The sequence below is a fragment of the Rhizobium croatiense genome (assembly GCF_019793465.1).
In the GTDB taxonomy this organism is placed as follows: Bacteria; Pseudomonadota; Alphaproteobacteria; order Rhizobiales; family Rhizobiaceae; genus Rhizobium; species Rhizobium croatiense.
On the sequence record NZ_JAILYJ010000005.1, the window covers coordinates 263,624 to 289,471 of the forward strand.

Below are 25,848 nucleotides of genomic sequence, written 5' to 3' on the forward strand. Positions count from 1 at the left end.
CCCAAGAAAATACGGCCTCAGGCCTTCAGCGCCGCCGCTTCTGCCGCGAGCTTGGTAATGCCAGCCCAGTCGCCGGCGGCGACCAGTTCTTTCGGCGCCACCCAGGAGCCGCCGACGCAGACGACGTTCGGCAATGAGAGATAATCATTGGCGTTCTTCAGCGATATGCCGCCGGTCGGGCAAAACAGCGTGCCGGCAAGGGGTGAGGAAAGCGCCTTGAGGAAGGCGGCGCCGCCGGCCTGCTCGGCAGGGAAGAACTTCAGCACCTGATAGCCTTCTTCGCGCAGCGCCATGACTTCGCTGGCAGTCGCAGCGCCCGGAAGCAGCGGCACATCGGAATCGGCGGCAGCATCGAGCAGCTCCTGCGTCGTGCCCGGGCTGACGATGAACTTCGAACCGGCCTCGACGGCGGCCTGCCAATGGGCGGCATTCAGGATTGTGCCGGCGCCGACTTCGGCGCCCTCGACCTCGGCAGCGACGGCCCGCACCGCCTCGAGGGCCGCCGGCGTGCGCATGGTGATCTCGATTGCCTTCAGGCCGCCTGCGACGAGCGCGCGGGCCAGCGGCACCGCCGACCTGGCATCATCGACGATCAGGACCGGGACGACCGGCTGGAGTTTCAGGATGGAAAGGAGTTTCTCTGTTTTCTCGCCCATGGTCGCGCGACCTCCTTGAAACGATTGAAATTGCATCCCGAATAACGCCCCCGCCGACCCTTGTCGAGATAAAACCCGGTCGCATGAGAAGATGGGTAGGAAATGCGGGGAAATTGGTCTACCGTGCGGCGATCGTCACAAAAGGTTCACTGGCATGGCGAAAGAGATCGAGCGGAAGTTCCTGGTACGCAGCGATGGATGGCGATCCGCCGTCGAGACGAAATCTGTGCTCAAGCAGGGTTACATCGCCTCAATGGACGACCGCTCCGTCCGGGTGCGCATCTTCGACGGCCGGAAGGCGAAGCTGACGATCAAGATTGGCCGCAGCGCCATCACCCGCGACGAATTCGAATTTGACATCCCGATTGCCGATGCCGAAGAGCTGCTGCAGAACGCGATCGGCATCGTCATCGAAAAAACGCGTTACCGCGTTCCGTATCAGGGTTTCGTCTGGGAGGTCGACGTCTTTGCGGGCGCGCATCGCGGGCTGGTGATCGCCGAAGTGGAAATGACGGCGGAAACCGACGACCCGGCGCTGCCCAGCTGGCTTGGCCGCGAAGTGACTGGCGATTTCCGCTATTCCAACCAGGCCCTCGCCACAGAATACGGGCATGACAGGCATGGCCTATCGCATTCGGCCTGACGCCGATTTCACCGAGGCGTTCCGCGACGTCGCGACCGAGCAGCTACAAAGCGCTATCGTGGTCCTTGAGGAGCGGCCGGACGGCGCGCATGAGGCGATCCACTCTTTCCGCAAGAACCTCAAGCGGTTGCGCTCGCTCTACCGGCTCGTCGCGCGCGACGTGCCGGATTTTCAGGACCGCGAAAATGCAAGGCTGCGCGATGCTGCACGCTCGCTGTCGGCAATCCGCGACGCCGCCGCCTTCATCGGCACGGCGCAATATCTGCAGCATTCAGCCCGCGGAAATGAAGAGGGCGAAGCGCTCGGACGGATCGTCACCGTTCTCGAAGGGCGCCGTGACTGGATGGCGGAGGCCGAAAGCGGCCTGCAGCAGCGGCTCGCGGAAACCTCGGACGTTCTGAAAAAAGCGATCGTCGCACTCGATACAGTCTCATTTGATAGCGGTCATCGCAGGAATGCCCGCATGCTGGCGAAGAGCTGGCGCCGCACCGCGCGAAAGGCCGGGACCGCGCTTACCGCCTGCCACGGCGAGGCGTCGGCCGACGACTTCCATGTTCTGCGCAAACGCACCTACGATTATCGGCTCTATCACGCCCTGTTGCGCGACATCTGGCCGGGCGCGATGAAGGCCAAGCGCGATGCAGCCAAGGAGCTCGTCGAGGATCTCGGCCATATTCACGACCTGGCAGTGCTCTGCGAACTGGTGGAAGCCGAGCCGCAACTCTTCACCCGCAATGACGATCTGGCGCATCTGCTCGACGCCATCATCTTCCGCCAGCAGGAAGACCGGCGGCAGGCGCTTGTCAAAGCCGAAGCCGTTTTCGCCGATGATCCTGATGACGAAGCGCAGCGCATCGAACTGCTCTGGCTGACGGCCGCAAATTGAGCGGCGGCGTCATTATTTCGATTGCGCCAGCGCCTTTGAAATGTCGAAAGCCCATTGACCTCAACCAGGCTTGAGGTCCTACCCTCCGGCAATCGACCAAGCAGACCTGACCGCGAGGAAAAAATGCTTGCCGTAAACGCTGCTTTGCCAAAGCTGCTCGGGCTCTACGAGACCCATCTGACCGTTGCCGACCTCAAGACCTCCACGGATTTCTACCGGGATGTCGTCGGACTCGAACCGGCGGCGTCATTCGAGGAGCGCAAAGTCGCTTTCCTCTTGGTGGACGACAGGAAGACTGGCATGCTCGGCCTTTGGGAAACCGGAACCGGACCCCTGAGGATGCGGCTGCATATTGCCTTCCGCATGACTGTCGAAGGCGTGCTTCAGGCGCCCGCCGCTCTCAAGGCAAAGGGTGTCGAACCTCTCGGCTTTACCGGCGAACCGGCGGCGGAGCCGGTGGTTCTCGGCTGGATGCCGGCCCTGTCGATTTATTTCAAGGATCCGGATGGACACTCGATCGAGTTCATCAGCATTTTCGACGACACTCCCGATCGAAGCTTCGGCGTGCGGCCGTTTTCGGAATGGAAGGCGAAAACATAATCGGTCACCGTCAAAGCCGCTACCGGCGAAGGCAATTGCGCGAGCCGCCGATTTTCTGTATTTCCCGCGCATGACCGACAGCCTGACACACACCGGCCCGTTCCTCGTAGCGGCGCTCTACCATTTCGTTTCCGTACCGTGCTTTGCCAGCCTGCAAGCGCCGCTGCAGGCGCTTTGCGAAGAGAACGGCGTCAAGGGAACGCTGCTTCTGGCGCATGAGGGCATCAACGGGACGATCGCGGGACCGGATGCCGGCATTGGCGCCGTGCTCGCTTTCCTGCGTGCCCAGCCGGAATTTTCGGGCCTGGAGCACAAGGAAAGCCGCGCTTCGAAGATGCCTTTCCTGCGCCTGAAGGTGAAGCTGAAAAAGGAAATCGTCACCATGGGCGTCGAAGACATCGACCCCAACAAGGTGGTCGGCACCTACGTGGCGCCTCAGGACTGGAACGCGCTGATTTCCGATCCCGATACGATCGTCATCGACACCCGCAACGACTATGAAACGGCAATCGGCACCTTTCGCGGCGCGATCGACCCGAAGACGAAGACGTTCCGCGAATTTCCGGATTGGGTGCGTCAGAATTCCGGCCTGCACAACAAGCCGAAGATTGCCATGTACTGCACCGGCGGCATACGCTGCGAGAAGGCCACGGCCTTCATGAAGGCTGAGGGCTTCGACGAGGTCTATCATCTGAAGGGCGGCATCCTGAAATATCTGGAGGACGTGCCGCCGGAGGAAAGCCTCTGGGATGGCGCCTGCTTCGTCTTCGATGAGCGTGTGTCCGTCGAACACGGCCTGAAGGAAGGTGAGCACCGGCTGTGCCACGCCTGCCGCAACCCGATCACCGCCGAGGAAATCACCTCGCCGCTCTACGAGGAAGGCGTTTCCTGCAGCCACTGCTATCACACGCGCACAGAGGAAGACCGGCTGCGCTACCGTCAGCGGCAGCATCAGATCGCGCTGGCAAGAAAACGCGGCCAGCGGCATATCGGCAGCTGACCTGTTCCTGTCGCACAGGCTTGCTGTCCGAGAATGTCGTCGTCAGGCCGCGCCGAGACGGCGCTGGGCCGACGGCTCGGCAGCGCGCAGCTCGTTGAGCATGTCGGTAATTCGCTCGGCCACCATCGGCTTTCCGAACAAATACCCTTGCAGACAGTCGCAGCCGAACAGGCGCATGGCGACTGCCTGCCCCTCGGTCTCGATGCCTTCGGCCGTCACCGGAATATCGAGCGAGCGGGCAAGCGCCACCGTTGCCTGCAGCATTTCGCGCTGGCGTTTGTCCTCGTTGACGCCCATGACCAGCGAGCGGTCGATCTTGATGCGGTCGAAGCCGAACTGCCTGAGATAACCGATCGAGGAGAAGCCGGAACCGAAGTCGTCGAGCGCCACTTTGACCCCCAGCCCCTTCAACCGTTCGATCGACTGGCGGGTCCGCTGCGGGTTCTGGATCATGTAACCTTCGGTGATCTCCAGCGTGATGCGGCTGGCCTCGATCTCCGTCTGTTTCAACACGTAGCGCACATAGTCGGTGAAGGCGGGATTACGGAACTGTCCGGGTGAGACGTTGACCGAGACATTGAGTTCCGGCCATTGCTTGGCCGTCTCGCAGGCTTTGCGCAGCACAAACAGGCCGAGCGATTCGATGAGACCGCTGGTCTCGGCGATCGGAATGAATATCTCGGGCGAAACAGGGCCGTGACCCGGGCGGTTCCAGCGCACCAGCGCCTCGACGCCGCTGAGCGCATGCGTGGTTGCATCGACCAATGGCTGATAGGCGAGCGTCAGGTCGCCGCTTTCGATGGCAATTCTGAGATCGAGCTCCAGCGCATTGCGCTGCTCCCGGTCCGCATCCATCGACGGATCGTAGAGCGTCATGCGCGCGCGACCGGCCTCCTTCGCCTTGTACATCGCAAGGTCGGAGCGGCGCACCAGTTCTTCGCGGTCAATTGCGCCGGCAGGCGACATGGCGATGCCGATGCTGGCGCCGACGACGACGACGCGGCGACCGATCTCCAGCGGATCGACCAGAAAATCGAGGATCTGCTCGGAAAGCTGCAGCGCGGCGGCATTCTCGCCGTCGGAGAGAAAGGCGATCGCAAATTCATCGCCGCCGATGCGGGCGAGAACCGCGCCTTGTGGGATCAACACCTTGAGCCCGGCCGCGACCGCGCGGATCAACTGGTCGCCGGTGCCGTGTCCATAGCTGTCATTGACTTCCTTGAAACCGTCGAGGTCGAGATAGAGGAGCAGCACATTGCGCTTGCTCTGGCGGGCTTCGACGACAAAGCGGTCGACGGCCAGCCCGAGACCCTCGCGATTGGACAGCCCGCTCAGCCTGTCGCGCAGCGCCTCCTCGCGGGCCCTGTTTTCCTCCGCCTTTAGGCGGCGGCCGGCGAGCCAGCCGATGGCCAGCAGCACCACGAAAAACAAGCCGACCAGACCGAGAGCCTCGATAACCATCGGCCGCACCTGCGCATAGGCGATATTCCCCGGTGCGCGCGAGGTCCAGACGAGCTTGCCTAGCGTTGCCCCCATCGGGTCGACGATAGGCACGAGATACTCGGCTTCGAAGGTCGGCGGCGCCAGCCGCAGGCCACCGATGACATAGGTCTGACCGAGCGCGCTCACCCTGTCGTCATCGAGATGCCGGGCGAAAATAAGATAGCGATGTTGACCGGCAGGCACATCGAGCGCCCCGGATTTTTGCCGCACCAGCGCCACGCCGGCTGCGGCAATCCCCCGTTTGGTGCGAACGAAACCGACGGCCTGAGGCTTATCGGCCGGGCCGGCCGCCTTCACCGTGTCGAGCAGCTTCCAGAAAGAAGGCGCGAAGAAATCTGCGAGCGGCTCCTCCATCGGCTTGCCATCGCGATAGGCTATGATCGACTTCTTCGCATCATCGATGACGATCGCCATATCGAAAAGTGAGCTATTGACCGACATCTCGCCGTAGTTGCTGACCGTCCACGCCATTCCATCGGCTGCGTAAACGTTGGCGGCGGCATCGTCCCAGGCGGCATAATCGTCCAGCGTCGCACCGAGCTGATCCTCGAAGGTCTGCAACGCGCCGATCGTCGTTTCACGCGAGCGCGCGTCATCAAGGACATTGGCATTTTCAGCCACGCGTTCGATTGCCGTCAGCACCATGATGGTGGCAACCGCGACGATGACAGCAAAGGAGAACAGGACAGCCGTGACGGTGATGTGACGGCCTATTCCCGATCCCTTGCCCTGCAACTTTCCGAGTATCTGCATTACCGCTCCCTAGCCATCGGACTTTGCCAGCCAACGGTTCAGAAACGTTTAAGCAACCGCCTGTTGCGGATTTGGTCGGTCTATTTTTTTGCCCGCCGCCGGTCCGAAGGGGCCGGGGGCCGCCGGTAGAATTTGCGCTTAGACAGACCGCTGACCCGGCTTATGGTTTCCTTTCGGAAATTGGCCCGCGAGGTCGCGATACCATTTGCCGCTCTTCTTCACTGTGCGCAGCTGCGTCTCGTAATCGACATGGACGAGCCCGAAGCGCATGCGGTAGCCTTCCGCCCATTCGAAATTGTCCATCAGGCTCCAGGCGAAGTAGCCGCGCATGGGATAGCCGTCCTTGATGAGATCGGCCATAACGTCGAGATGGTCGCCGAGATAGTCGAGGCGCATCGTGTCGTCGACCTCGCCATCGGCGATATCGGTGTTGTCGCAGGCACCGTTCTCCGTGATGTAGCATTCCGGCAGCTCGTAGCGGCGGTAAAGGTCCTCGATCAGGCGCTTCAGGCCCGGCGCATAGATTTCCCAGCCGATATCGGTCTTGACGTCGCTTGCCGGCGGCGCTTTCACGGTCCAGGGAAAATCGCCCTTGCGGTCGGCATCATCGGCGACGCGCTCGGGCGTATAGTAATTCAGCCCCCACCAATCGAGCGTCTGGCTGATGAGCTTCAGGTCGCCGTCCTCGACGACGGGCATGCGATCACCGAGCGCCTCGACGAATGCCGTTGGATATTCGCCCTTGAAGACCGGATCGAAGAAGGCGCCGTTGTGGAACTCATGCGCGCGCTCGGCGGCAGCGAGATCCGCCGGCCTGTCGGAGCCCGGGATGATCGAGACAGCGTTCAGCACAAGTCCGACGGGCACATTGGGAGCCTCCGAGCGGATCGCCTCGACACCGAGGCCGTGGGCGAGGTTCATGGTGTGCATGGCGTGAAGGGCGGCCTGCATGTTGCGCTCACCCGGGGCATGGATGCCGTAGAGGTGGCTGAGCCAGACGATGCACCAGGGTTCGTTGAAGGTCGCGACGGCGTCGAGACGATCGCCAAGGCGGCTCATCACCGTCTTGGCATAGCGCTGATAGGCATAAGCAGTTGAGCGTGCCGTCCAGCCGCCGTCACCGGCAAGCAGCAGCGGCAAGTCCCAATGGTAGAGGGTCGCGAAGGTCTTGATCCCGCGCGCCTTGCAGCCGTCGACGAGCCGGTCGTAGAAATCGAGGCCGGCCTCGTTCACCGGACCCGTGCCGTCAGGGATGATGCGCGGCCAGGCGATCGAGAAGCGATAGGCCTCGACGCCCATTTCCTTGATGAGATCGAGATCCTGGTCCAGCCGGTTATAGTGATCGCAGGCAACGTCGCCATTATCGCGATTGTGGACGCGCCCGGGCATGTTGCAGAAAGCGTCCCAGATGGACGGCTTGCGGCCGTCGGCCTTGCTCGCACCCTCGATCTGGAAGGCGGCGGTGGCGACGCCAAAGGTGAAATCGCCGGGAAAGCGGTCTGCAAGCGTCTTCGCATCGATCATCTCTAATCCCCGTCTCTCAGCATGTTGACTGGCCGTTGGGCCGGATTTAGCCAAGCCGAAAAACAAAGTACAGGTCTCGGTCAAGAAAAACTGCAACGTTGCAGTAGGAAGGACGGAACAGCCATGTCCGGCATCATATTACCGCTTCGGACATTCGCGTTCCCGCCGCGACCGACCTCATAACGCGAATGTCAGCAGGCGTGACTTGCTGCCGAGCCCGTGATCACTACACAGCGAAGACATTGCAAACATGAAAGGGACCCAATGCTGTCTTCGATCCATCTGCTGCAGCCTCATCTGCTGAGCCTGCTGCGCATCATCTCCTCGCTCGTGCTTTTCAGCTACGGAACGCAGAAGATCCTGCATTTTCCGGCCGCGGCAAGCGTGCCGCCGATGGGCTCGCTCTCCTGGATTGCCGGGCTGATCGAACTCACCCTCGGCTTCCTGGTCCTGGTCGGATTCCAGACCCGCATCGCAGCCTTCGTGCTTTCGGGCCTGATGGCCTTCGCCTATTTCATCGGCCATGCGGGAAAGAGCTTTTATCCCACGCAGAATGGCGGCGTCGCAGCGATCCTGTTCTGCTTCGTATTTCTTTATCTGGTGGCGGCAGGTGCCGGGCCGCTCAGCGTCGACAGCCTGATGAAGCGCAACCGCGCTGCAGCCTGACGAATGACGGACAAGCCGAGGCGGCCATTGGCCGCCTCGGCATTTTCGCGGGCTCCGCGCCGTTCCAGGCGCGGATCGCCAAGCTCAGAGCTTGACCCAGGCACCGTTTTTCTTGGACGAGGCGACACAGGCCTCGACGAAGGCGACACCCTTCACGCCATCGTCAACCGTGGGATAGACGACCGCCTTGTCGACCGCCTTGCCCTTCCTGCGCGCATTGATCGCATGCGCGGCTTCCGTATAGATCGTCGCGAACGCCTCGAGATAACCTTCCGGATGTCCGGACGGCACGCGCGTAACGCGGCCGGCAGCAGTTCCGGCGCCGGCGCCGCCGCGGGTGATCAGCCGCTTCGGCTCGCCGAAGGGCGTGTACCAGAGGTAATTCGGATCTTTCTGCGTCCATTCCAGGCCGCCCTTCGTGCCGTAGACGCGCACCATCAGGCCGTTCTCATGGCCGGGCGCGACCTGGCTGCACCAGAGCATGCCCTTGGCCGGCTTCTCCGAGCCCTTCGCCTTGAAGCGCAGCATGACATGGGCATTGTCATCCAGCCGGCGGCCGGGCACGAAACTGTCGAGATCGGCGGCCAGGCTGTCGAGTTCCAGGCCAGTGATGAAGGAGGCGAGATTATAGGCATGCGTGCCGATGTCGCCGGTCGAGCCGCCAACGCCGGACTGGGCCGGATCGGTGCGCCAGGCGGCCTGTTTCTGGCCGGTCTGCTCGACCGCTTCGGTCAGCCAGTCCTGCGGATATTCGGCCTGGACGACTCTTATATCGCCGAGTTCGCCGTTGGCGATCATCTCGCGCGCCTGGCGGACCATCGGATAACCGGTGTAATTATGCGTCAGCACGAAGAGCGCACCGTTTTCGTCGGCGACCTTTTTCAGCTTCTTGGCATCGGCAAGGTTCGACGTTAGCGGCTTGTCGCAGATGACGTGAATGCCGCGCTTCAGGAATTCCTTGGCTGCGTCGTAATGCACATGGTTCGGCGTGACGATCGCCACCGCCTCGATGCCGTTCTTCAGCTTCGCCTCGCGGATCGCCATCTCGCGGTAGCTGGAATAGGTCCTCGACGGGTCGAGACCGAGATCGCGGCCCGACTGTACGGCCTTGTCAGGCGTCGACGACAGCGCCCCGGCGATAAGATCGTACTGATCGTCGATGCGCGCCGCGATGCGGTGCACTGCACCGATGAACGCGCCGGCGCCGCCGCCCACCATGCCGAGCCGGATGCGCGGCTCGCGGGTCTGTTCCGATGATGCTTCGATTGCCATTCTTGTCCTCCTGAATCTTTCTTCCCTTCTCCCCGGCGGGGGTTCGAAGGACGGGGCGAGACCTGCGGCTCGACCCTGGTTAGTGGCCCGAAGGGTCGGATGAGGAGGCTTCACGACAGACATCGCCTTTCGCTTTCCGCTCAAGGCATTCGTCGCTATCGCTTCTCATCCCCCTCATCTGCCCTAACGGGCATCTTCTCCCCGCTGGGGAGAAGGGAAATGAAGAACTAAAGCCCCAGCATCCGCCGGTTCGCCGCCTGATCGGTGCCGCTGCCCGCAAAGTCGTCGAAAGCTTTTTCGGTGACGCGGATGATATGGGCGGCGACGAATTCGGCTCCTTCGCGGGCGCCGTCCTCCGGGTGTTTCAGCGCGCACTCCCATTCGACCACGGCCCAGCCGTCGAAATTATTGGCCGTCATCTTCGAGAAGACCGCGCCGAAATCGACCTGGCCGTCGCCGAGCGAGCGGAATCGGCCAGCGCGTTCGACCCAGCCCTGATAACCGCCATAGACGCCCTGGCGCCCGGTCGGATTGAACTCCGCATCCTTGACGTGGAACATCTTGATGCGGTCCTTGTAGATGTCGATATTGTCGAGATAATCGAGGCACTGCAGGACATAGTGCGAGGGATCGTAGAGCATGTTGGCGCGCGGATGGTTCTTCACCCGCTCCAGGAACATCTCGAAGGTGATGCCGTCATGCAGGTCTTCACCCGGATGGATCTCGTAGCAGACGTCGATGCCGTTTTCGTCGGCATGGTTGAGGATCGGCGTCCAGCGGCGGGCAAGCTCGTCGAAAGCGGTCTCGACCAGGCCGGCGGGGCGCTGCGGCCAGGGATAGATGAACGGCCAGGCGAGCGCACCGGAGAAGGTCGCATGCGCCCTGAGGCCGAGGTTTTTCGATGCGGTCAGCGCCATCTTGACCTGCTCGACCGCCCATTCCTGGCGGGCCTTCGGATTGCCGCGCACCTCGGGGACTGCGAACCCGTCGAAGGCTTCGTCATAGGCCGGGTGAACGGCGACGAGCTGGCCCTGCAGGTGGGTGGAAAGTTCGGTGATCTCAATGCCGTTCTCGCGGGCCTTACCGGCGAATTCGTCGCAATAATCCTTGGATGTCGCAGCCTCCTTCAGGTCGATCAGCTGGCTCGCCCAGGTCGGCACCTGCACGCCCTTGTAGCCGATATCGGCCGCCCATTTGGTGATGGCGTCCCACGAATTGAAAGGCGCGGCATCGCCCGCGAACTGGCCAAGGAACAGGCCGGGGCCCTTGATCGTCTTCATGTCAGATTCCTCCCTGAACATCGACCGTAAACGTTTCTGGAAACTTGTAGCACGCAATTCGGCGGGCGCAAGGCGCCTCTTCGCCCTCGCTCTCGGATCTGGCGTGAGCCCGGATGCGATATGGCTGCGAGCTAATCATGATGGGCTTTGACGGGCAAGAGGTACGTGCAGCATTTTGGGCGGCATGCCGATGGAAAAATAGAAACGCGCCCATTCTTTTCGAATGGGCGCATATCTCAATCGCAATCAGAAAGGCGAATCCGGGAAGTAGAAGTTCTTGGCATTCTCCTTGGTGACGAGCGTCGCGTCGAGGATGTAATTGCCGTGGACCGGCACCTGATCGTAGAGCGCAGCCGCCGTCAGTTCCATCGCCGTGCCGACCATTGCCGGCGGATAGAGAACGTCGACCGGGATCAGCTTGTCGCCGTCCATGACCTTCTTGATCATGTCCTTGGAGCCGGCGCCGGCAACGACATACTGGATGTCGGTGCGCTTGGCCTGCTCGATCGCCTGCAGAACGCCGACCGCCATGTCATCGTCCTGGCACCAGACGACGTCGATCTTCGGGTACTTGGTCAGATAGTCCTGCATGACCTTGAAGGCGTCGTCGCGGTTCCAGTTGCCGTACTGGCGGTCAAGAACCTTGACCTTGGAGCCCGCGATACCCTTGTCGAAGCCGTCCTGGCGCTGCTGGTCGATCGGGATCGGCAGGCCGCGGATGACGACGACTTCAGCCTCCGGCGTCTTTTCGGCAATATATTTGCCGGCGACTTCGCCGAGCGCCGGATTGTTGCCGGCGACATAGAGGTCGCGCACGGAGTTGTCGTTGTTGGACGGTGCGCGGTCGACCAGCGCCACGAACTTGCCCTTGTCCTTGACTTCCTTGATGGCGTTGACGAGCGGATCCGGATCCGATGGCAGGATGACGAGGGCGTCGATGCCCTGCGTATCAAGGTCCTGCACGGCGTTGGCCTGTGTCGCGGCATCCGGCGAAGTCTTGACGATGACGTTCAAGCCCGGATGTTCGGCCATCAGCTTCTTGGCAACGCGCTCGGCGTGGAACACGACCCCGGAAGTCCACCCGTGGTCGGCGGCCGGAATGGATACGCCGATCGTGTAGTTCTTGTCCTGGGCGTAGGCTGCGCCGGCAAAAGCCACCCCCGCAACCGCCAGACCCAACATGAGCTTGCGCATGCTATTTCCTCCCAAAAATATCAGGGACTTGTCCAATTCGAGCCGGGTGCCCTGTAAAGCCCGACCAATTCGAGAAGCCGGCTTGCCTTACGATTTGCGCACCAGTGACCGCTGTACCAGCATGGCGATGATGATGATCGCACCCTGGATCGCGCCGATCAGATATTCGCTGATGAAATTCGAAAGCAGCATGATGTTGCCGACGAGTTCGAGAATAAAGGCGCCGCAGATCGTGCCCCAGACACGGCCGGCGCCACCCTTGAGGGCCGTGCCGCCGACGACGACGGCAGTAATGGCTTGCAACTCCCACAAGATGCCGGTTGTCGCCGAGGTGGAGCCGAGACGCGGCACGTAGAGCAGCACGGCGATCGCCACGCAGAGGCCTTGGATGACAAAGGCAATGGTGCGCACGCGATTGACCGCAATACCTGAATAGCGCGCGACATCACTGTTCGAACCGACAGCGACGACATGGCGGCCGTAACGCGTGCGGTACAGGATGAAGGCCGCAATCGCGGTCACGACGAGGATCACCACGATCGGAACCGGAAGACCGAGGATATTGCCGAAATAGGCCGGACGGTAGAGCGTCTGGATGTCGCTCGAGCGCAAGGTGATCGCGCCGCCCTGCGACAGCCAGGTGGTCAGGCCGCGATAAATGCCCATGGTGCCGAGCGTGGCGATGAAAGGTTCGATCCTGCCGACGGTGGTGATGAGGCCGTTGGCGAGGCCGCAAACAGCCCCCGCAATGACCGTGAACAGCACGGCAGCCGTCAGCATCAGCACCGGATCGGCAATGACGCCCGAATTGATCAGCAGGATCATCAGACTGGCGACGAAGGCCACCATCGAGCCGACGGAAAGATCGAGGTCTCCGGCCGAGATGACGAATGTTGCGCCGACGGCGATAATGGCGATGAAGGCGCAGCGTGTCGCGACGTTGGCCAGATTGGTGATGCCGATGAAATTCGGATTGACCAATGCGCCAACAATGAGAAGCAAGGCCAGGGCGGCAAAGGGTGCAACCGCGCGCAGATCGACGTCACGCCAGGATCTGCGCCGGATCTCCCTGGTCTCTTCGTTAACACTCATATCCAAAACCAACCTCCCGCCCCAGACTCTGGGTACGTTATCTATTGTCCGCTTCGCCGAAGTTCCGCTCCGCCTTCACGCCGCCGCCTTCTTTTTCAGCCCGGCGGCGTAGCGCATGATCTCCTGCTCGGAAATCTCGTCTCCCTCGAGCACGCCGACGATATGTCCTTCGCGCATCACCGCCACCCGCGTGCAGAGGCCGATGACCTCCGGCATCTCCGAGGAAACGACGATGATCGACCGACCGTCCCGGGCAAGCGCCGAGATGAAATGATAGATCTGCTGCTTGGTGCCGACGTCGATGCCGCGCGTCGGCTCGTCGATGATGACGATGTCGGGATCGGTCTCCATGACCTTGGCAAGTAGCAGCTTCTGCTGGTTCCCGCCCGACATGCGACCGGCGATGATATTGCCGTCGCGAACCCTGATGTCGAACCGTCGCTTGGCCTTCGCCAGCGCCGCCGCTTCGCTGCTCGGGCTGAGATAGCCATGGCGAGAATGCCGCCCGAGCGATTGCAGCGTCAGGTTGGCCATCATGCCGGAGCGCAGCAGCAGGCCCTTCGACTTGCGGTCCTTGGTCATGTAGGCAAGCCCGCAGCGATTGGCGGCATGCACGTCGCCGGAGGGAACGGTTTGCCCCTTGATGACTACTTCACCCTCAAGGCGGGTTCGCAGGCCGGCGATCGCCTCCATCAATTCGGTGCGGCCGGAGCCGATCATCCCGGAGAAGCCGATAATTTCGCCCTTGCGCACTTCGAAGCTCGCATCCCGGACATAACCGGTCGACACCGAGGAAACCCTGAGGACGACCTCCTCGTCGACATCGGGCTCGACCTTGGCGGGATAGAGGCTGGAGAGCTCGCGGCCGACCATCAGCTGCGCGATCGATTCCCCGTCGAGGATTGATGTCGGCGACGTCTTGATCCACTGGCCGTCGCGCAGCACCGTCACCCGATCCGTCAATTCCATCACTTCATCGAGCTTATGGGAGACGAAGACGAAGCTGGTGCCCTGGTCACGCAGCTTGCGAACCTGCTTGAAGAGCATGCTTGTCTCTTCCCGCGACAAGACGGCCGTCGGCTCGTCCATGAACACGACGCGCGCATCGCGGCTGATCGCCTTGGCGATCTCGACCATCTGCTTGTCGGCGATGGAAAGCGTGCTGATCAGCGCATTCTCATCGACATGCGAACCGAGCACGTCGAGAACCTTGCGCGTCTCGGCGCGCATATATTTGCGGTCGAGCACACCGAAACGCGTGACTTCACGCCCGAGGAACAGGCTTTCCGTCACGGTCAGATGGTCGGCGAGATTGAATTCCTGATGGATGATGACGATCCCGAGCGCTTCCGCCGCACCATTGGGCGGCAGGATAACGGGCTGGCCGTCGAGCAGAATCTCGCCGGAGCTCGGCTGCTCGAAGCCGGACAATACCTTGACGAGGGTGGACTTGCCGGCGCCGTTTTCACCCATCAGCGCATGGATTTCGCCGGCACGGAGATCGAAATTGACGCTGAAGAGCACCTGCACGCCGCTGAAGGATTTGCATATGCGCCTGGCGGACAGCACCACGGGTGCGGTGTCGGCGATCTCCACGGTCATCATGCCTCCCCCAAGAGCGCCTTGCATCCGGCAGAACGCACCGGCGCCGCTCCATCACCTTGAACTAGCGCACATTTCCATTCTGAAAACCGCTCTCGATCCTCAGAGCTATGCGCTTGCGGCTCCCGTCCGCTTTGAGCCTTATGTAAACCTTTACATCATGCATGTAAAGGTTTACATCGTGGATTTACACAGATCCGCTGAAGCTTGCCTTTGACCTCTCGGCGAGTCTGTGTAGTGTCGCGGCGAAGTCAGCCCCAAGGCAGAGCGCAGTGTCGAATTCCACGCCCGCAACAATCGAAGACGTCGCCCGGATCGCCGAGGTCTCCATCGCGACGGTTTCGCGGGCGATCCATACGCCGGAAAAGGTCGCCAACTCGACGCGGCTTAAAGTCAATCAGGCGATCGCCGTCACCGGCTACACCACCAACGCCATGGCACGCAGCCTGAGGCTCGGTCGCTCCAACATGATCCTGGTGGTGGCGCCCGACATCGGCGATCCCAATTTCTCCAACATTCTCGTCGGACTGGAGAACGAGGCGCGCGCCCACGGCTACGGCATCCTGATCGGCCACACCCAGAATGACGCCCAGCGCGGCCTGGAATATCTGAAATTCTTCAACTCCAACCAGGCGGCCGGGCTGATCCTCTTCACCGGCATCCTGCCCTTCGGCCATCAGACGATGACCGCCCGGCTGCCGCCGAGCGTCGGCGTTTTCGAACCGGTTTTCAACGGCGGCATTCCCTATGTCGGCGTCGACGATACCGAGGGGGCGCGAAAGGCGGTGGATCTGCTGCTGGCCGAAGGCCATCGCAAGATCGCCTTCATCGGCGATTCGCGCACCCGGCTTGCCTATGTCAGGCGCCGCATGGGTTACGATGCCGGCCTCGACGCCGCCGGCGTCCCGCCGGATCTCAGGATCGTGCTCGAAGGCGACGGCACGATCGAAAGCGGCCGGCATGCGGTCGAGCAGCTTTTCATGCGCGACACGCTCCCGACCGCCTTCATGTGCGTGAACGACCAGACGGCGATTGGCGTCATGGTCGGGCTCGAGGCACGCGGCTACGACATTCCGCGCGATTTCTCGGTGACCGGTTTCGACGACGTGCCGCAGGCCGTCTTCATCTCCCCGTCGCTGACGACGATCCGCCAGCCGCGAACGGCGATCGGCAAACATGCGATGGCGCTGCTGTTGGAGCTCCTGTCCGATGGTCGGCCGGCCGAAACGGAAATCCTGCTGCGGCCGGATCTGGTGGTTCGAAACTCCGTTTCCGCACCGTCGCGCCAATGGTTGAAGCGCTGAAGACGCTATAATAGCCGGCTACAAAGAGCTGCGCCGGCGACCGCTGGCCGCCGGCGCATCTTATCAGACGTAACGGTTGACGACGTTCTCGAGCAGTTCCTGCTTGCCGGATCTCGGCTGCGGGTTGACGTCCTTGGTCTCGACCCAGTTGGTGATCTCATCCAGCGAGTATTCGCCGCGGAAGAGCTTCTGCGCCTCGGCGGTTTCCCAGCCGGCATAACGATCGGCGAGCGGCTGCGACAGGGCCTTGTCCTCGATCATCTTGGCGGCGGCCTTCAGGCCGCGGGCGCAGCAATCCATGCCGCCGATATGGCCGATCAAAAGATCTGCCGGATCGAGCGACTGGCGGCGCAGCTTGGCATCGAAGTTGGTGCCGCCGGTGGTGAAGCCGCCGCCTGCCAGGACGTGGTAATAGGCAAGCGCCATTTCGGGAACATTGTTCGGGAACTGGTCGGTGTCCCAACCGGACTGGTAGTCGTTGCGGTTCATGTCGATCGAGCCGAAGATGCCGAGCGCATTGGCAAGCGCCAGCTCATGCTCGAAGGAGTGGCCAGCAAGGATCGCGTGGCCTTGCTCGATATTGAGCTTCACTTCGTTTTCCAGCCCGTGCTTCTTGAGGAAGCCGTAGACGGTCGCGACGTCGTAGTCATACTGGTGCTTGGTCGGCTCCTGCGGCTTCGGCTCGATCAGGATCGTGCCCTTGAAGCCGATCTTGTGCTTGTACTCGACGACGAGGTTGAGGAAGCGGCCGAGCTGGTCGAGCTCGCGCTTGAGGTCGGTGTTGAGCAGCGTCTCGTAACCTTCACGGCCGCCCCAGAGCACGTAGTTCTCGCCGCCGAGCTTCTGCGTGGCGTCGATGCAGGTCTTCACGGTCGCGGCCGCAAAGGCAAAGACATCGGGATCGGGGTTGGTGGCCGCACCCGACATATAGCGGCGGTTGGAGAAGAGGTTCGCCGTGCCCCAGAGCAGCTTGGCGCCGGTCGCGGCCTGCTTCTCCGCGAAGTAATCGACGATCTCGTTCAAGTTCTTGGTGTTTTCAGCAAAATTCTTGCCTTCAGGACGCACGTCGGCGTCATGGAAGCAGTAATAGGGCGCGCCGAGCAGCGAGAAGAATTCGAAAGCGACGTCGGCCTTGAGCTTGGCAGCCTTCATCGAATCTTCGAACCACGGACGCAGGAAGGTCTGACCGCCGAAGGGGTCGCCACCCGGCCAGGTGAAGGTGTGCCAATAGGCCACCGCAAAACGCAGATGGTCTTCCATGCGCTTGCCAAGGACGATCTCGTCCGGCTGGTAATGGCGGAAGGCCAGCGGATTGGTACTGTCGGGGCCTTCATATTTGATCTTCTGGATATCGCCGAAAAATCCGGTGCTCATGTCAGGTCTCCTTGGGTTCGTATCTTTTCGAAGTTCTGTATTGTTGGTCTACGCCAGAGGCCCCCTCGTCGCCTGCCGGCACCTTCTCCCCGAGGGGAGAAGAGACTCGCTGCGGCGCCTCTTTTCCCTTCTCCCCTCGGGGAGAAGGTGGCCCGAAGGGTCGGATGAGGGGGCCGCTAGCCCAAACTTTCAATGCGCCAGCGATTTGATCGCCGGATAAAGCGCGCGGTAGCGCTGGTAAGCCTCCTCGTAAGCGCCGCTCAGCGCCGACACCGGTTCGATCGTGCCTGATGTCACCGGCGGCGTGCAGACGGCAATCGGATCGGCACCCGTCGCGGCAATCAGGCCGAGTCGGGCAGCGCCGAAGGCCGCGCCGAAATCGCCGTCGGCGGGCAGGTCGACCGGAACGCCGAGGGCGGTGGCGATTGACGCCAGCCAGTAGCGCGAGCGCGAACCGCCGCCGATCGCCGTGACGCGGGATATGCCGGTGCCGGCCGACCGCAGCGCTTCGAGATTGTCGCGGATGGCGAAGGCGACACCTTCGAGCACGGCCTGGGTCAGCACCGCGCGGCTGCTTTCATGTTCCAACCCGATGAAGGCGCCGCGGATGACGGCATCATTGTGCGGCGTACGCTCCCCGGAAAGATAGGGCAGGAAGGTGACGCCCGTCGGCGTCTTCAGCGTCTCGCCGAGTTCGCCGGTGAGATCGGCGGCCGACTTGCCGGTCACGCCGGAATGCCAGTTGAGCGCATCGGTCGCCGACAGGATGACGCCCATCTGATGCCAGGTATTCGGCAGCGCGTGGCAGAAAGCATGCACGGCGCTTTCCGGCTTCGGCAGATAGGAGCCGTTGGCGGCAAAAAGCACGCCGGAGGTGCCGAGCGAGACGAAGGCGGCGCCATCGCTGACCGTCCCCATGCCGCAGGCCGATGCGGCATTGTCGCCCGCGCCGCCGGCAACGACGACATTGCCCGATATGCCCCACTGTGCCGCGAGTTCGGACCGCAGCATACCGGCCTGCTGGGTGCCTTCGACCAGCGTCGGCATCTGCTCCTCGGAAACGTGAGTGGCGGCGAGCAGATCGGACGACCAGGCCCGCTTGCCGGTGTCGAGCCAGGAGGTGCCGGCCGAATCCGACATTTCGGAAATATATTCGCCGGTCAGCCACAGACGCAGATAGTCCTTCGGCAGCAGCACCTTGGCGATCTTCGCGAAAACGTCCGGCTCATGCTGCCTGACCCAGGCGAGCTTCGGCGCCGTGAAGCCGGGGAAGACGATATTGCCGGTCAGCGCGCGGAAGCGCGGATCGGCGTCGAGCGCCGCAGCCTCGACATGACTGCGCGTGTCGTTCCAGAGTATGCAGGGGCGCAGCACCTTGTCGGCGGCGTCGATCAGCGTCGCGCCGTGCATCTGGCCGGAAAGGCCGATACCCCTGACAGCGGCAAGCTCTTTCGGGTGTTTCGCCATAAGACCGGCGACGGCCTCTTCGGTGGCGCGCACCCAATGGGCCGGCTCCTGCTCCGACCAGCCGGAATGCGGACGCGAAACGTCGAGCGAACCATTGGCCGAGCCGACGATCGTCTGATCCCCGTCGATCAGCATCGCCTTGACGCCGGAGGTTCCGAGATCGAGACCGAGATACATGGGTATGCTCCTTTGCCGTTACGGCAGATTGTCTTTCAGGAATATGTCGAGACGGATGCGCTCCTGCGCGTCGATGACTGGGAGCCCGTCCGCCTTGGCTTTCAGCACGCGGATCGCGCTGCGCACTTCATGGCCGGCGTCCTGATTGAGGATTGCATCAATCGTATTGTCGATAAGCGCCGCCCGCGTATGGGTGGTCAGTTCATGGGCGATGACGGTCAGCGTCCTGTCGACGGCCTTCTCCTTCAGCGCCCGAATGAGGCCGCGATTGCCGGCGCCGAGGCTGTAGACGCCGACAATGCCGGCATTCCTGGCAAGCGCGTCGGCGACGAGCATATGGGCGATCTCCGGATCGTCACGGCCTTCGAGCACCGGCAGGATCGCCAGCTCGGGAAACTCCTCGGCCATGACTGCAGTGAAGCCCTCCAGCCGCTCGCGATGGTCGCGCACCAGCATGGACCCGGCGAGCACGGCGATCTCGCCCTTTCGCGGCCCGAGAAAGCGTCCGAGCAGACGCGCCGCCGTGCGGCCGGCCGCGATATTGTCGACGCCGGCATAGTGGTGGCGCAGCGAGCCCGTCAGGTCGGACACCAGGGTGACGATGGGAAAGCCCGCATGCACCAGCCTGTCGACGGTGGCGCGCACTTCAGGTGCATCGGTCGCGACCATGGCAACGCCGCAAGGCTTTTCCCGAGAGAGCTCTTCGAGCACAGCGACGAGAGCGGCCGGATCGAAGGCCGACACCTCGACGGTGCGAATATCTGTGCGCTCGGCAGCCGAACGGAGGATCGCTTGCCGGATTTCCCCATTGAGCCCGTGCATGAAGGAATTGTCGCTGGCCGGCAGGATGAACACCAGCGGATAGGTGCGGCCCTTGGCGAGATTGGCCGCAGCCACGTCCCTGATATAACCGAGCTCGCGGATCGCAGTCTCGACCTTTTCGCGCGTGACATGGCGCACACCCGGACGCCGGTTGAGAACGCGGTCGACAGTCGCAAGACTGACCCCGGCAGCGGCAGCGATATCGTGAACTGTTGGCCTCATCATTCCTCCTGATGAGACCATTAACGCCAATTTTGATGTACGTAAATCAAAAAATCGAACGGGCGACTCGCCCATCGCGTTTCCCGCATCGCCGCCGGCCTGGAGCCGGTCAGCAGGACGATTATTGGCTGATCGCATAGGGGCTGGAAAACTGCAAACAAAAAGGTCCTCCGGAGAGGACCTTTTCATGGGGCGGCAGGCCGGAGGTCAGTGGCCGCCACCGCCTCCCCCGCCTTGCGGCGCGGGTTTCTGGATCATCGCGACTCCAAGGATCATCGCGACGAAAAGCGCGGTCAGGATCAGGAAGACATCGCTGAAGGACAGGATGACCGCCTGCTTGGTGGCCAGGCCGACCATCTGCTTGATCGCGACCGAGGCGCCATCCATGCCGTATGTGTTGAAATTGGCGGCCATGTTGTTCATCTGGTCGACGGCGGCCGGATTGCCCCAGTCGATATTTTCCCGCAGCCGCTCGTAATGCACGTTCTGCCGGTTGGTGAGCACGGTGTTGATGACGGCAAGACCGACGGCGCCGCCGAGGTTTCTGGTCAGGTTGAACAGGCCGGACGCGCCGCGAATGCGCGAAGGCGGCATCGTGCCGAGCGCGATGTTGTTGATCGGCACCATGCACATCATCAGCCCGAAGCCGCGCAGGATCTGCGGGATGAAGAGCTCGTAGAAATCCCAGTCCGCCGTCAGATGGATCATGATGTATGTGCCGGCGGCGAAGCTGACGAAGCCGATCACCATCATCAGGCGCAGGTCCATCTTGGTCGACAGCCGGCCGGCGATCGGCGCGGTGAAGAACATCGCAAGGCCGGAGACGAACATCGTCTCGCCGATCATCAGCGAGTCATAGCCGCGGATACGCCCGAGATAGACCGGATAGATATAGGTGAGGCCATAAAGGCCGATGCCCATGACGAAGGAAAACACCGAGCCGAAGGAGAAATTCCGGTTGGCAAAAGCCTTGAGGTCGACAACGGGGAAATCCACCGTGAAGGCGCGATAGAAGAAGACGATGGCCGCGACGCCGGAGGCAACCGCTGCGCTGGTGATGAAACTGTCGTTGAACCAGTCGTTCGAATTGCCCTCTTCGAGCACATATTCCAGCGCGCCGAGGAAGACGCCCATAGAGATCAGACCCCACCAGTCGAACTTCTTGAAGAGCGACAGTTCCGGCTTATCGAAATCGATGAAGTTCCAGGTGACGATCGTGACGATAATGCCGGGCACGATGTTGACGAGGAACAGCCAGTGCCAGGAAAAGGCATGGCTGAGATAACCGCCGACAGTCGGGCCAATGGTCGGCGCCAGTGTTGCGATCAAGCCGATGATCGGCGAGACGATGCTCCGCTTCGACGGCGGGAAGATCGTGAAGGCGGCCGCAAACACCGACGGGATCATGCCGCCGCCGATGAAGCCCTGGATGACCCGGTAGACGATCATCTGGTCGATATTCGTCGCCGTCGCAGCAAGCGCGCTCGCCATGGTGAAGCCGGCGGCCGAGATCGCGAAAAGATAACGCGTCGAGATGATGCGCGCCAGCGTGCCCGAAAGCGGGATCATGATCACTTCGGCGATCAGATAGGACGTCTGCACCCAGCCGATCTCGTCGCTGCCGGCCGAAAGGCCGGCCTGGATTTCAGCAAGAGAGGCCGAGACGATCTGAATGTCGAGGATCGACATGAACATGCCGAGCACCATCGCGAAGAAGGCGATGAGCTTCTTAGGATCCATGCGCTCGTCGGCATGGGCGGGTGCCACCGGAATCGTCCCCGCCGTTGCTGTCGCGCTCCCGGCCATCAGATCACCTCTGCCTTTCCTGAAGGCCTACTTGCTCGGCGCCGTACGGGTGTCGACATCGACGACGACGCTGAGGCCCGCGCGCAGACGCCCGCTGTCGAGCGCCTCCTGCGGCAGCGCAATGCGCACCGGCACGCGCTGGATCACCTTGGTGAAATTGCCCGTCGCATTTTCCGGCGGCAGCAGCGAGAAGACCGAGCCGGACGCCGGCGAGATCGATTCAACGGTGCCGACGATCGGATGGTCGTCATAGGCGTCGACATGGACGTTGACCTTCGAGCCGGCAACGAGATGCTGGATCTGCGTTTCCTTGAAGTTGGCGTCGATATAGAGCTCATGCACCGGAACCAGCGCCATCAGCCGCTGGCCGGGCGAGACGAGATCGCCTTCTTGGACCGAGCGATTGCCGACAATGCCGTCGTAAGGCGCCTTGAGCACGGTGAAGGAGAGATCGCGGGCGGCCTTGTCGCGCGAGATTTCCAGCGCCCGGACCGAGCCTTCGGCTTCCTTGCGCTGGGCCTGGAGAATGGTGATATTGGCTTGTGCAGCAGTGATGTTGGCGTCGCCGCCGGCAAGATTGGCCTTGGCCTGGTCGAGCGCGATATTGGCGTTGTCGAGATCGGCAGCGGTGCCGACCGACTTCGCCTGGAGCTCGCTCTGGCGTTTCTGGGTGATTTCGGCACCACGAACGGCCGCTTCGAGTGCCACCTTCTGCGCCCGCGCCTGCGCAAGGCTTGCATTGGCGCCTTCGATCTGCGCGTCGATACGCTGCAGCGAAAGCTGTTCGGTGGCGATCTGGGCCTGCGCCTGATCGAGGGCGTTTTGATAGTCGCCGTTATCAAGCGTGGCAAGCACGTCGCCCGCTTTGACTTCCTGGTTGGCGACCACATTCACCTTCGCGACGTAGCCCGTGACCTTTGGCGAAATCGTTGCGATATCGCCCTCGATATAGGCGTCGTCGGTCGACACCATGAAGCGGCCGTTCGTCCACCATTCGTAACCATACCAGCCGCCGCCCGCCAGAAGAGCGAGCACGACGATCGGCAGCACCGGACTGCGGCGCTTCTTCGCAGCCGCGGGTGCGGCGACCGGAGCCGGCGCCGACTGCGCGGGGGCGGACGGCTTTTCCAGGGCTTCCGCCGTCGGAGCCTCCACAACAGTCGCGACCTCGGCCTTGACCTCTTCGGCTTCGGCCTTTTCGCTGATGATTCGCGCGACGTTGCTTTTCTGGTTGCTCGACATGGCCACTTACCGATCTTGGAGTAATCAATCGAACTGAACGGTTCGGTTCAGTTGACATAAACCTGTTTTACCGTCATATCAAGATGCATAGAACCAATCGGTTCGATTTCTTTTAATCAAAGGGCGAAACCATAAACACGGTTAAGGAGACATGACGCTGAAACCCGAGAATGCCGCCGTATTCAGCCCTCCTCCTGCTGGAGGCCGATTTGCCGCGGGCGAAGATCCGGCCAAGCGCCAGCAGATCCTCGACGGCGCCAAGCGCGTCTTCATGAAAATGGGTTTCGATGCGGCCAGCATGAACGATGTGACGCGTGAGGCCGGTGTTTCGAAAGGAACGCTCTACGTCTACTTCACCAACAAGGAAGAACTGTTTTCGGCGATGGTCGACACCGAGCGTGCCGCCTTCGTCGCCGCTGTCCGCACGGCGCTTGCCGAACACGACGACCTCGAATCCGGGCTGTACGAATTCGGGATAAGCTTCGTCACCCATATGACCGACGAAAAGGTCATCACCGCGATGCGCACCGTTCTCGGCGTTCGAGACCGGATGCCTGAGCTCTGTCAACGCTTCTTCAAGGGTCCGGTCAATCTGCGCACCATAATGCGCGATTTCCTGGAACGCCACATCGCTGCGGGCACGCTCGAGATCGATGACATCGATCTCGCCGCCGGCCAATTTCTCGATCTTGCCAGCGGCAGTTTCTTCAAGCTGCGTCTGTTCGGCAGCATGGAGGAACCGCCGAGCCGCGAAGAAATAGACCGCGTTATCCGCGGTGCGATCAAGGTCTTCATGGCGGCCTATGGCGCGCGCCGGCACGACACCGCCTGATACGCTTTCTTGACTGCTCGCGTGCATCGGCCAAAACTCCGCAAGAACGATCAAACCCCGCTTTCGACTTTTCTCTAAGGAAGAAGCCGCAACCAGGGGAGTGAAAATGAGCGCCATCGCACGGGCGATCTGGTTCATAGAGAGCCATTTCGAAAGCGATATATCGCTGGAAGAGATATCGGAAGCAGCCGGATTGTCGCGCTACCATCTGTCGCGCGTCTTCGGGCTGGTCACCGGCCACTCGATTAGCGGCTATATCAGGGGGCGGCGCCTCAGCCGCGCCGTACCCGCGTTGGTCAGCGGCTCATCCACCATCCTCGAGGTTGCGCTTTGCGCGGGCTACGGCTCCCACGAAGCTTTCACCCGTGCCTTTCGCGACCAGTTCGGCATGACGCCGGATGCGGTGCGCAGACAGGGGCACACTCGTAACCTTGTCTTAGTGGAGCCGATCAGAATGGACCCCGCCCACCTCAGTGACCTCGAAGCACCCCGCTTCGAAACCCTGCAGCCGATGCTTCTTGCCGGCTTGGAGGAGATCTACGCCCATGGCGGCGATGCCGCCATCCCTTCACTCTGGCAGAAGTTCAATGCCCATTTCGGCCATATCTCCGGCCAGAAAGGCAATGTCGCCTACGGCGTCTGCACCCATATCGACGGCGAAGCGGAGAAATTCCGCTACATGGCCGCCGTGGAGATTTCCGATACCGGCGATCTGCCCGCCGATTTTGCGACGCTCAAGCTTCCCGGCCAGCGCTACGTCGTCTTCACCCATCGCGGCCATGTCTCCGGCATTTCTCTCACAATCAACCGGATTTTCGGCGCGTGGTGGCCGTCCTCTGGTCTGGAGCACGGCGAGACGCCCGACATGTTCGAACGCTACGACGAGCGCTTCGACCCCTATACCGGCATGGGCGTCACCGAAATCTGGTTGCCGATCAGAGCATGATGCCGAAAAGTGCGAGCGGTTTTCGGGCGACATCATGCTCTAACTCTTTAACTTAGAACAGGATTCAAATTTAAGGCCGAGCCGGCCTTAAATCATCCTGTTCTAAGGAATAAAAGTCACATCGATTTCGTATATCCCCTTGCGGCGCTTGCGCGGCAAGCCGCCGACACTACATTGCGGGGCGTCATCGTTCATGTGACGCAAAGGGGATATACGCTGATGCAGGAAATTGTGACGCTCATTCAGGATCCGGCCGCCTGGGTGGCGCTCATCACGCTGGTGGTGATGGAAGTCGTTCTCGGGATCGACAACCTGATCTTTATTTCCATTCTGACCAACAAACTGCCGCCCGAGCACCGGGAAAGAGCCCGCAAGATCGGCATCGGCCTTGCGCTGATTATGCGTCTTGCTCTGCTCGGCACCATCGCCTGGATCGTGCAGCTGACCGAACCGCTGTTCGAAGCTTTCGGACACGGCTTCTCCTGGAAGGATCTGATCCTGATCGCCGGCGGCCTGTTCCTCGTCTGGAAGGCCACCAAGGAAATTCACCACAGCGTCGATCCGATCGACCATCAGGAGGATTTCATCGCGACGTCGGCAACGAGCGGCTTTGCATCGGCGATCGGCCAGATCCTGCTGCTCGACCTCGTTTTCTCCGTCGACAGCATCATCACCGCCGTCGGCATGACGCCGCATCTGCCGATCATGGTGATCGCCGTCATTGCCGCCGTCACCGTCATGCTGGTCGCCGCCACCCCGCTTGCCAACTTCATCGAGCGGAATCCGACGATCGTCATGCTGGCGCTCGCCTTCCTGCTGATGATCGGCACGACGCTGATCGCCGAAGGCATGGGTTTCCACGTGCCGAAGGGCTACGTCTATGCCGCCATGGCCTTCTCGGCGCTGGTCGAGGTGCTGAACATGTTCGCGCGCAACGCCCGCAAGCGCAAACGCGAAGGCGCTCACTGAGACTGAAGCAAGGGGC

The 25,848-nt window shown here is 61.8% G+C and carries 22 protein-coding genes; 9 read left to right on the top strand and 13 right to left on the bottom strand.

Annotation, left to right across the window (positions count from 1 at the left end; translation table 11 throughout):
• Positions 1-17: 17 nt before the first annotated feature.
• A complete protein-coding gene (locus K6M89_RS10890; RefSeq protein WP_222139428.1) occupies positions 18-656 on the bottom strand; it encodes a 2-dehydro-3-deoxy-phosphogluconate aldolase in 639 nt (212 codons plus the stop codon).
• A 154-nt stretch (positions 657-810) separates the two neighbouring features.
• Between K6M89_RS10890 and K6M89_RS10895 the strand changes: the two genes are divergently transcribed.
• The 4 genes from K6M89_RS10895 to trhO all read left to right on the top strand — a co-directional run bounded on the left by K6M89_RS10895 (position 811) and on the right by trhO (position 3,785).
• A complete protein-coding gene (locus K6M89_RS10895) occupies positions 811-1,299 on the top strand; it encodes a CYTH domain-containing protein (protein WP_222139429.1) in 489 nt (162 codons plus the stop codon).
• On the top strand, positions 1,277-2,185 hold the full coding sequence (locus K6M89_RS10900; RefSeq protein ID WP_222139484.1) for a CHAD domain-containing protein: 909 nt from the start codon (positions 1,277-1,279) through the stop codon (positions 2,183-2,185). Before K6M89_RS10895 ends, K6M89_RS10900 begins: the two co-directional genes overlap by 23 nt.
• 123 nt (positions 2,186-2,308) lie before the next feature.
• Complete coding sequence (locus tag K6M89_RS10905) at positions 2,309-2,785, top strand: VOC family protein (protein ID WP_222139430.1); 477 nt, start codon at positions 2,309-2,311, stop codon at positions 2,783-2,785.
• 70 nt (positions 2,786-2,855) lie between these two features.
• The gene (gene trhO / locus K6M89_RS10910; protein WP_222139431.1) at positions 2,856-3,785 is read left to right on the top strand and encodes an oxygen-dependent tRNA uridine(34) hydroxylase TrhO; all 930 of its coding nucleotides are present in this window, start codon (positions 2,856-2,858) and stop codon (positions 3,783-3,785) included.
• 42 nt (positions 3,786-3,827) lie between these two features.
• Here the strand turns inward: trhO and K6M89_RS10915 are convergent, their stop codons facing one another.
• Together K6M89_RS10915 and K6M89_RS10920 are read right to left on the bottom strand one after the other, a co-directional pair.
• The gene (locus K6M89_RS10915) at positions 3,828-6,041 is read right to left on the bottom strand and encodes a bifunctional diguanylate cyclase/phosphodiesterase (protein ID WP_097580443.1); all 2,214 of its coding nucleotides are present in this window, start codon (positions 6,039-6,041) and stop codon (positions 3,828-3,830) included.
• Positions 6,042-6,179: 138 nt separating this feature from the next.
• On the bottom strand, positions 6,180-7,565 hold the full coding sequence (locus tag K6M89_RS10920) for a GH1 family beta-glucosidase (protein ID WP_222139432.1): 1,386 nt from the start codon (positions 7,563-7,565) through the stop codon (positions 6,180-6,182).
• A gap of 264 nt (positions 7,566-7,829) precedes the next feature.
• On the opposite strand from K6M89_RS10920, the gene K6M89_RS10925 reads away from it, so the two are divergent.
• The gene (locus K6M89_RS10925) at positions 7,830-8,231 is read left to right on the top strand and encodes a DoxX family protein (protein ID WP_222139433.1); all 402 of its coding nucleotides are present in this window, start codon (positions 7,830-7,832) and stop codon (positions 8,229-8,231) included.
• 84 nt (positions 8,232-8,315) lie between these two features.
• On the opposite strand, the gene K6M89_RS10930 is transcribed toward K6M89_RS10925, so the two are convergent.
• From K6M89_RS10930 to K6M89_RS10950, 5 genes are all read right to left on the bottom strand, one after another.
• Positions 8,316-9,503, bottom strand: coding sequence for a Gfo/Idh/MocA family protein (locus K6M89_RS10930; protein WP_222139434.1), 1,188 nt, complete (start codon positions 9,501-9,503; stop codon positions 8,316-8,318).
• 227 nt (positions 9,504-9,730) lie between these two features.
• Entirely contained in the window at positions 9,731-10,783 is a 1,053-nt protein-coding gene (locus K6M89_RS10935) for a sugar phosphate isomerase/epimerase family protein (RefSeq protein ID WP_222139435.1), read from the bottom strand.
• A gap of 246 nt (positions 10,784-11,029) precedes the next feature.
• Positions 11,030-11,977, bottom strand: coding sequence for a substrate-binding domain-containing protein (locus K6M89_RS10940; protein ID WP_097580447.1), 948 nt, complete (start codon positions 11,975-11,977; stop codon positions 11,030-11,032).
• Between the two features lie 87 nt (positions 11,978-12,064).
• Positions 12,065-13,069: an ABC transporter permease gene (locus K6M89_RS10945; RefSeq protein WP_097580448.1), complete on the bottom strand. Its 1,005-nt coding sequence runs from the start codon at positions 13,067-13,069 to the stop codon at positions 12,065-12,067.
• A 75-nt stretch (positions 13,070-13,144) separates the two neighbouring features.
• On the bottom strand, positions 13,145-14,671 hold the full coding sequence (locus K6M89_RS10950) for a sugar ABC transporter ATP-binding protein (RefSeq protein ID WP_222139436.1): 1,527 nt from the start codon (positions 14,669-14,671) through the stop codon (positions 13,145-13,147).
• A gap of 272 nt (positions 14,672-14,943) precedes the next feature.
• On the opposite strand from K6M89_RS10950, the gene K6M89_RS10955 reads away from it, so the two are divergent.
• Entirely contained in the window at positions 14,944-15,975 is a 1,032-nt protein-coding gene (locus tag K6M89_RS10955) for a LacI family DNA-binding transcriptional regulator (RefSeq protein WP_097580450.1), read from the top strand.
• A 63-nt stretch (positions 15,976-16,038) separates the two neighbouring features.
• Here K6M89_RS10955 and xylA read toward each other — a convergent pair whose 3' ends face one another.
• The 5 genes from xylA to K6M89_RS10980 form a co-directional block, all read right to left on the bottom strand.
• The gene (gene xylA / locus K6M89_RS10960) at positions 16,039-17,349 is read right to left on the bottom strand and encodes a xylose isomerase (protein ID WP_097580451.1); all 1,311 of its coding nucleotides are present in this window, start codon (positions 17,347-17,349) and stop codon (positions 16,039-16,041) included.
• A 189-nt stretch (positions 17,350-17,538) separates the two neighbouring features.
• Positions 17,539-18,993 (bottom strand): xylulokinase, encoded by a 1,455-nt coding sequence (gene xylB / locus K6M89_RS10965; protein WP_222139437.1) that lies wholly within the window; start codon positions 18,991-18,993, stop codon positions 17,539-17,541.
• An 18-nt stretch (positions 18,994-19,011) separates the two neighbouring features.
• Entirely contained in the window at positions 19,012-20,037 is a 1,026-nt protein-coding gene (locus tag K6M89_RS10970; RefSeq protein ID WP_222139438.1) for a LacI family DNA-binding transcriptional regulator, read from the bottom strand.
• 207 nt (positions 20,038-20,244) lie between these two features.
• Positions 20,245-21,843: a DHA2 family efflux MFS transporter permease subunit gene (locus K6M89_RS10975; protein ID WP_222139439.1), complete on the bottom strand. Its 1,599-nt coding sequence runs from the start codon at positions 21,841-21,843 to the stop codon at positions 20,245-20,247.
• 27 nt (positions 21,844-21,870) lie between these two features.
• Positions 21,871-23,085 (bottom strand): HlyD family secretion protein, encoded by a 1,215-nt coding sequence (locus tag K6M89_RS10980; RefSeq protein WP_222139440.1) that lies wholly within the window; start codon positions 23,083-23,085, stop codon positions 21,871-21,873.
• A 151-nt stretch (positions 23,086-23,236) separates the two neighbouring features.
• On the opposite strand from K6M89_RS10980, the gene K6M89_RS10985 reads away from it, so the two are divergent.
• From K6M89_RS10985 to K6M89_RS10995, 3 genes are all read left to right on the top strand, one after another.
• On the top strand, positions 23,237-23,917 hold the full coding sequence (locus K6M89_RS10985) for a TetR/AcrR family transcriptional regulator (protein WP_097580456.1): 681 nt from the start codon (positions 23,237-23,239) through the stop codon (positions 23,915-23,917).
• A 106-nt stretch (positions 23,918-24,023) separates the two neighbouring features.
• Positions 24,024-24,863 (top strand): AraC family transcriptional regulator, encoded by an 840-nt coding sequence (locus K6M89_RS10990; protein ID WP_222139441.1) that lies wholly within the window; start codon positions 24,024-24,026, stop codon positions 24,861-24,863.
• A gap of 219 nt (positions 24,864-25,082) precedes the next feature.
• On the top strand, positions 25,083-25,832 hold the full coding sequence (locus K6M89_RS10995; RefSeq protein ID WP_097580513.1) for a TerC family protein: 750 nt from the start codon (positions 25,083-25,085) through the stop codon (positions 25,830-25,832).
• The last annotated feature ends 16 nt before the right edge of the window (positions 25,833-25,848 follow it).

What these genes read in the sequence shown, in the direction of transcription:
- K6M89_RS10890 (WP_222139428.1), bottom strand. Translation starts at nt 656, where the DNA reads ATGGGCGAGAAAACAGAGAAACTCCTTTCCATCCTGAAACTCCAGCCG.
- K6M89_RS10895 (WP_222139429.1), top strand. Translation starts at nt 811, where the DNA reads ATGGCGAAAGAGATCGAGCGGAAGTTCCTGGTACGCAGCGATGGATGG.
- K6M89_RS10900 (WP_222139484.1), top strand. Translation starts at nt 1,277, where the DNA reads ATGGCCTATCGCATTCGGCCTGACGCCGATTTCACCGAGGCGTTCCGC.
- K6M89_RS10905 (WP_222139430.1), top strand. Translation starts at nt 2,309, where the DNA reads ATGCTTGCCGTAAACGCTGCTTTGCCAAAGCTGCTCGGGCTCTACGAG.
- trhO (WP_222139431.1), top strand. Translation starts at nt 2,856, where the DNA reads ATGACCGACAGCCTGACACACACCGGCCCGTTCCTCGTAGCGGCGCTC.
- K6M89_RS10915 (WP_097580443.1), bottom strand. Translation starts at nt 6,041, where the DNA reads ATGCAGATACTCGGAAAGTTGCAGGGCAAGGGATCGGGAATAGGCCGT.
- K6M89_RS10920 (WP_222139432.1), bottom strand. Translation starts at nt 7,565, where the DNA reads ATGATCGATGCGAAGACGCTTGCAGACCGCTTTCCCGGCGATTTCACC.
- K6M89_RS10925 (WP_222139433.1), top strand. Translation starts at nt 7,830, where the DNA reads ATGCTGTCTTCGATCCATCTGCTGCAGCCTCATCTGCTGAGCCTGCTG.
- K6M89_RS10930 (WP_222139434.1), bottom strand. Translation starts at nt 9,503, where the DNA reads ATGGCAATCGAAGCATCATCGGAACAGACCCGCGAGCCGCGCATCCGG.
- K6M89_RS10935 (WP_222139435.1), bottom strand. Translation starts at nt 10,783, where the DNA reads ATGAAGACGATCAAGGGCCCCGGCCTGTTCCTTGGCCAGTTCGCGGGC.
- K6M89_RS10940 (WP_097580447.1), bottom strand. Translation starts at nt 11,977, where the DNA reads ATGCGCAAGCTCATGTTGGGTCTGGCGGTTGCGGGGGTGGCTTTTGCC.
- K6M89_RS10945 (WP_097580448.1), bottom strand. Translation starts at nt 13,069, where the DNA reads ATGAGTGTTAACGAAGAGACCAGGGAGATCCGGCGCAGATCCTGGCGT.
- K6M89_RS10950 (WP_222139436.1), bottom strand. Translation starts at nt 14,671, where the DNA reads ATGACCGTGGAGATCGCCGACACCGCACCCGTGGTGCTGTCCGCCAGG.
- xylA (WP_097580451.1), bottom strand. Translation starts at nt 17,349, where the DNA reads ATGAGCACCGGATTTTTCGGCGATATCCAGAAGATCAAATATGAAGGC.
- xylB (WP_222139437.1), bottom strand. Translation starts at nt 18,993, where the DNA reads ATGTATCTCGGTCTCGATCTCGGAACCTCCGGCGTCAAGGCGATGCTG.
- K6M89_RS10970 (WP_222139438.1), bottom strand. Translation starts at nt 20,037, where the DNA reads ATGAGGCCAACAGTTCACGATATCGCTGCCGCTGCCGGGGTCAGTCTT.
- K6M89_RS10975 (WP_222139439.1), bottom strand. Translation starts at nt 21,843, where the DNA reads ATGGCCGGGAGCGCGACAGCAACGGCGGGGACGATTCCGGTGGCACCC.
- K6M89_RS10980 (WP_222139440.1), bottom strand. Translation starts at nt 23,085, where the DNA reads ATGTCGAGCAACCAGAAAAGCAACGTCGCGCGAATCATCAGCGAAAAG.
- K6M89_RS10985 (WP_097580456.1), top strand. Translation starts at nt 23,237, where the DNA reads ATGACGCTGAAACCCGAGAATGCCGCCGTATTCAGCCCTCCTCCTGCT.
- K6M89_RS10990 (WP_222139441.1), top strand. Translation starts at nt 24,024, where the DNA reads ATGAGCGCCATCGCACGGGCGATCTGGTTCATAGAGAGCCATTTCGAA.
- K6M89_RS10995 (WP_097580513.1), top strand. Translation starts at nt 25,083, where the DNA reads ATGCAGGAAATTGTGACGCTCATTCAGGATCCGGCCGCCTGGGTGGCG.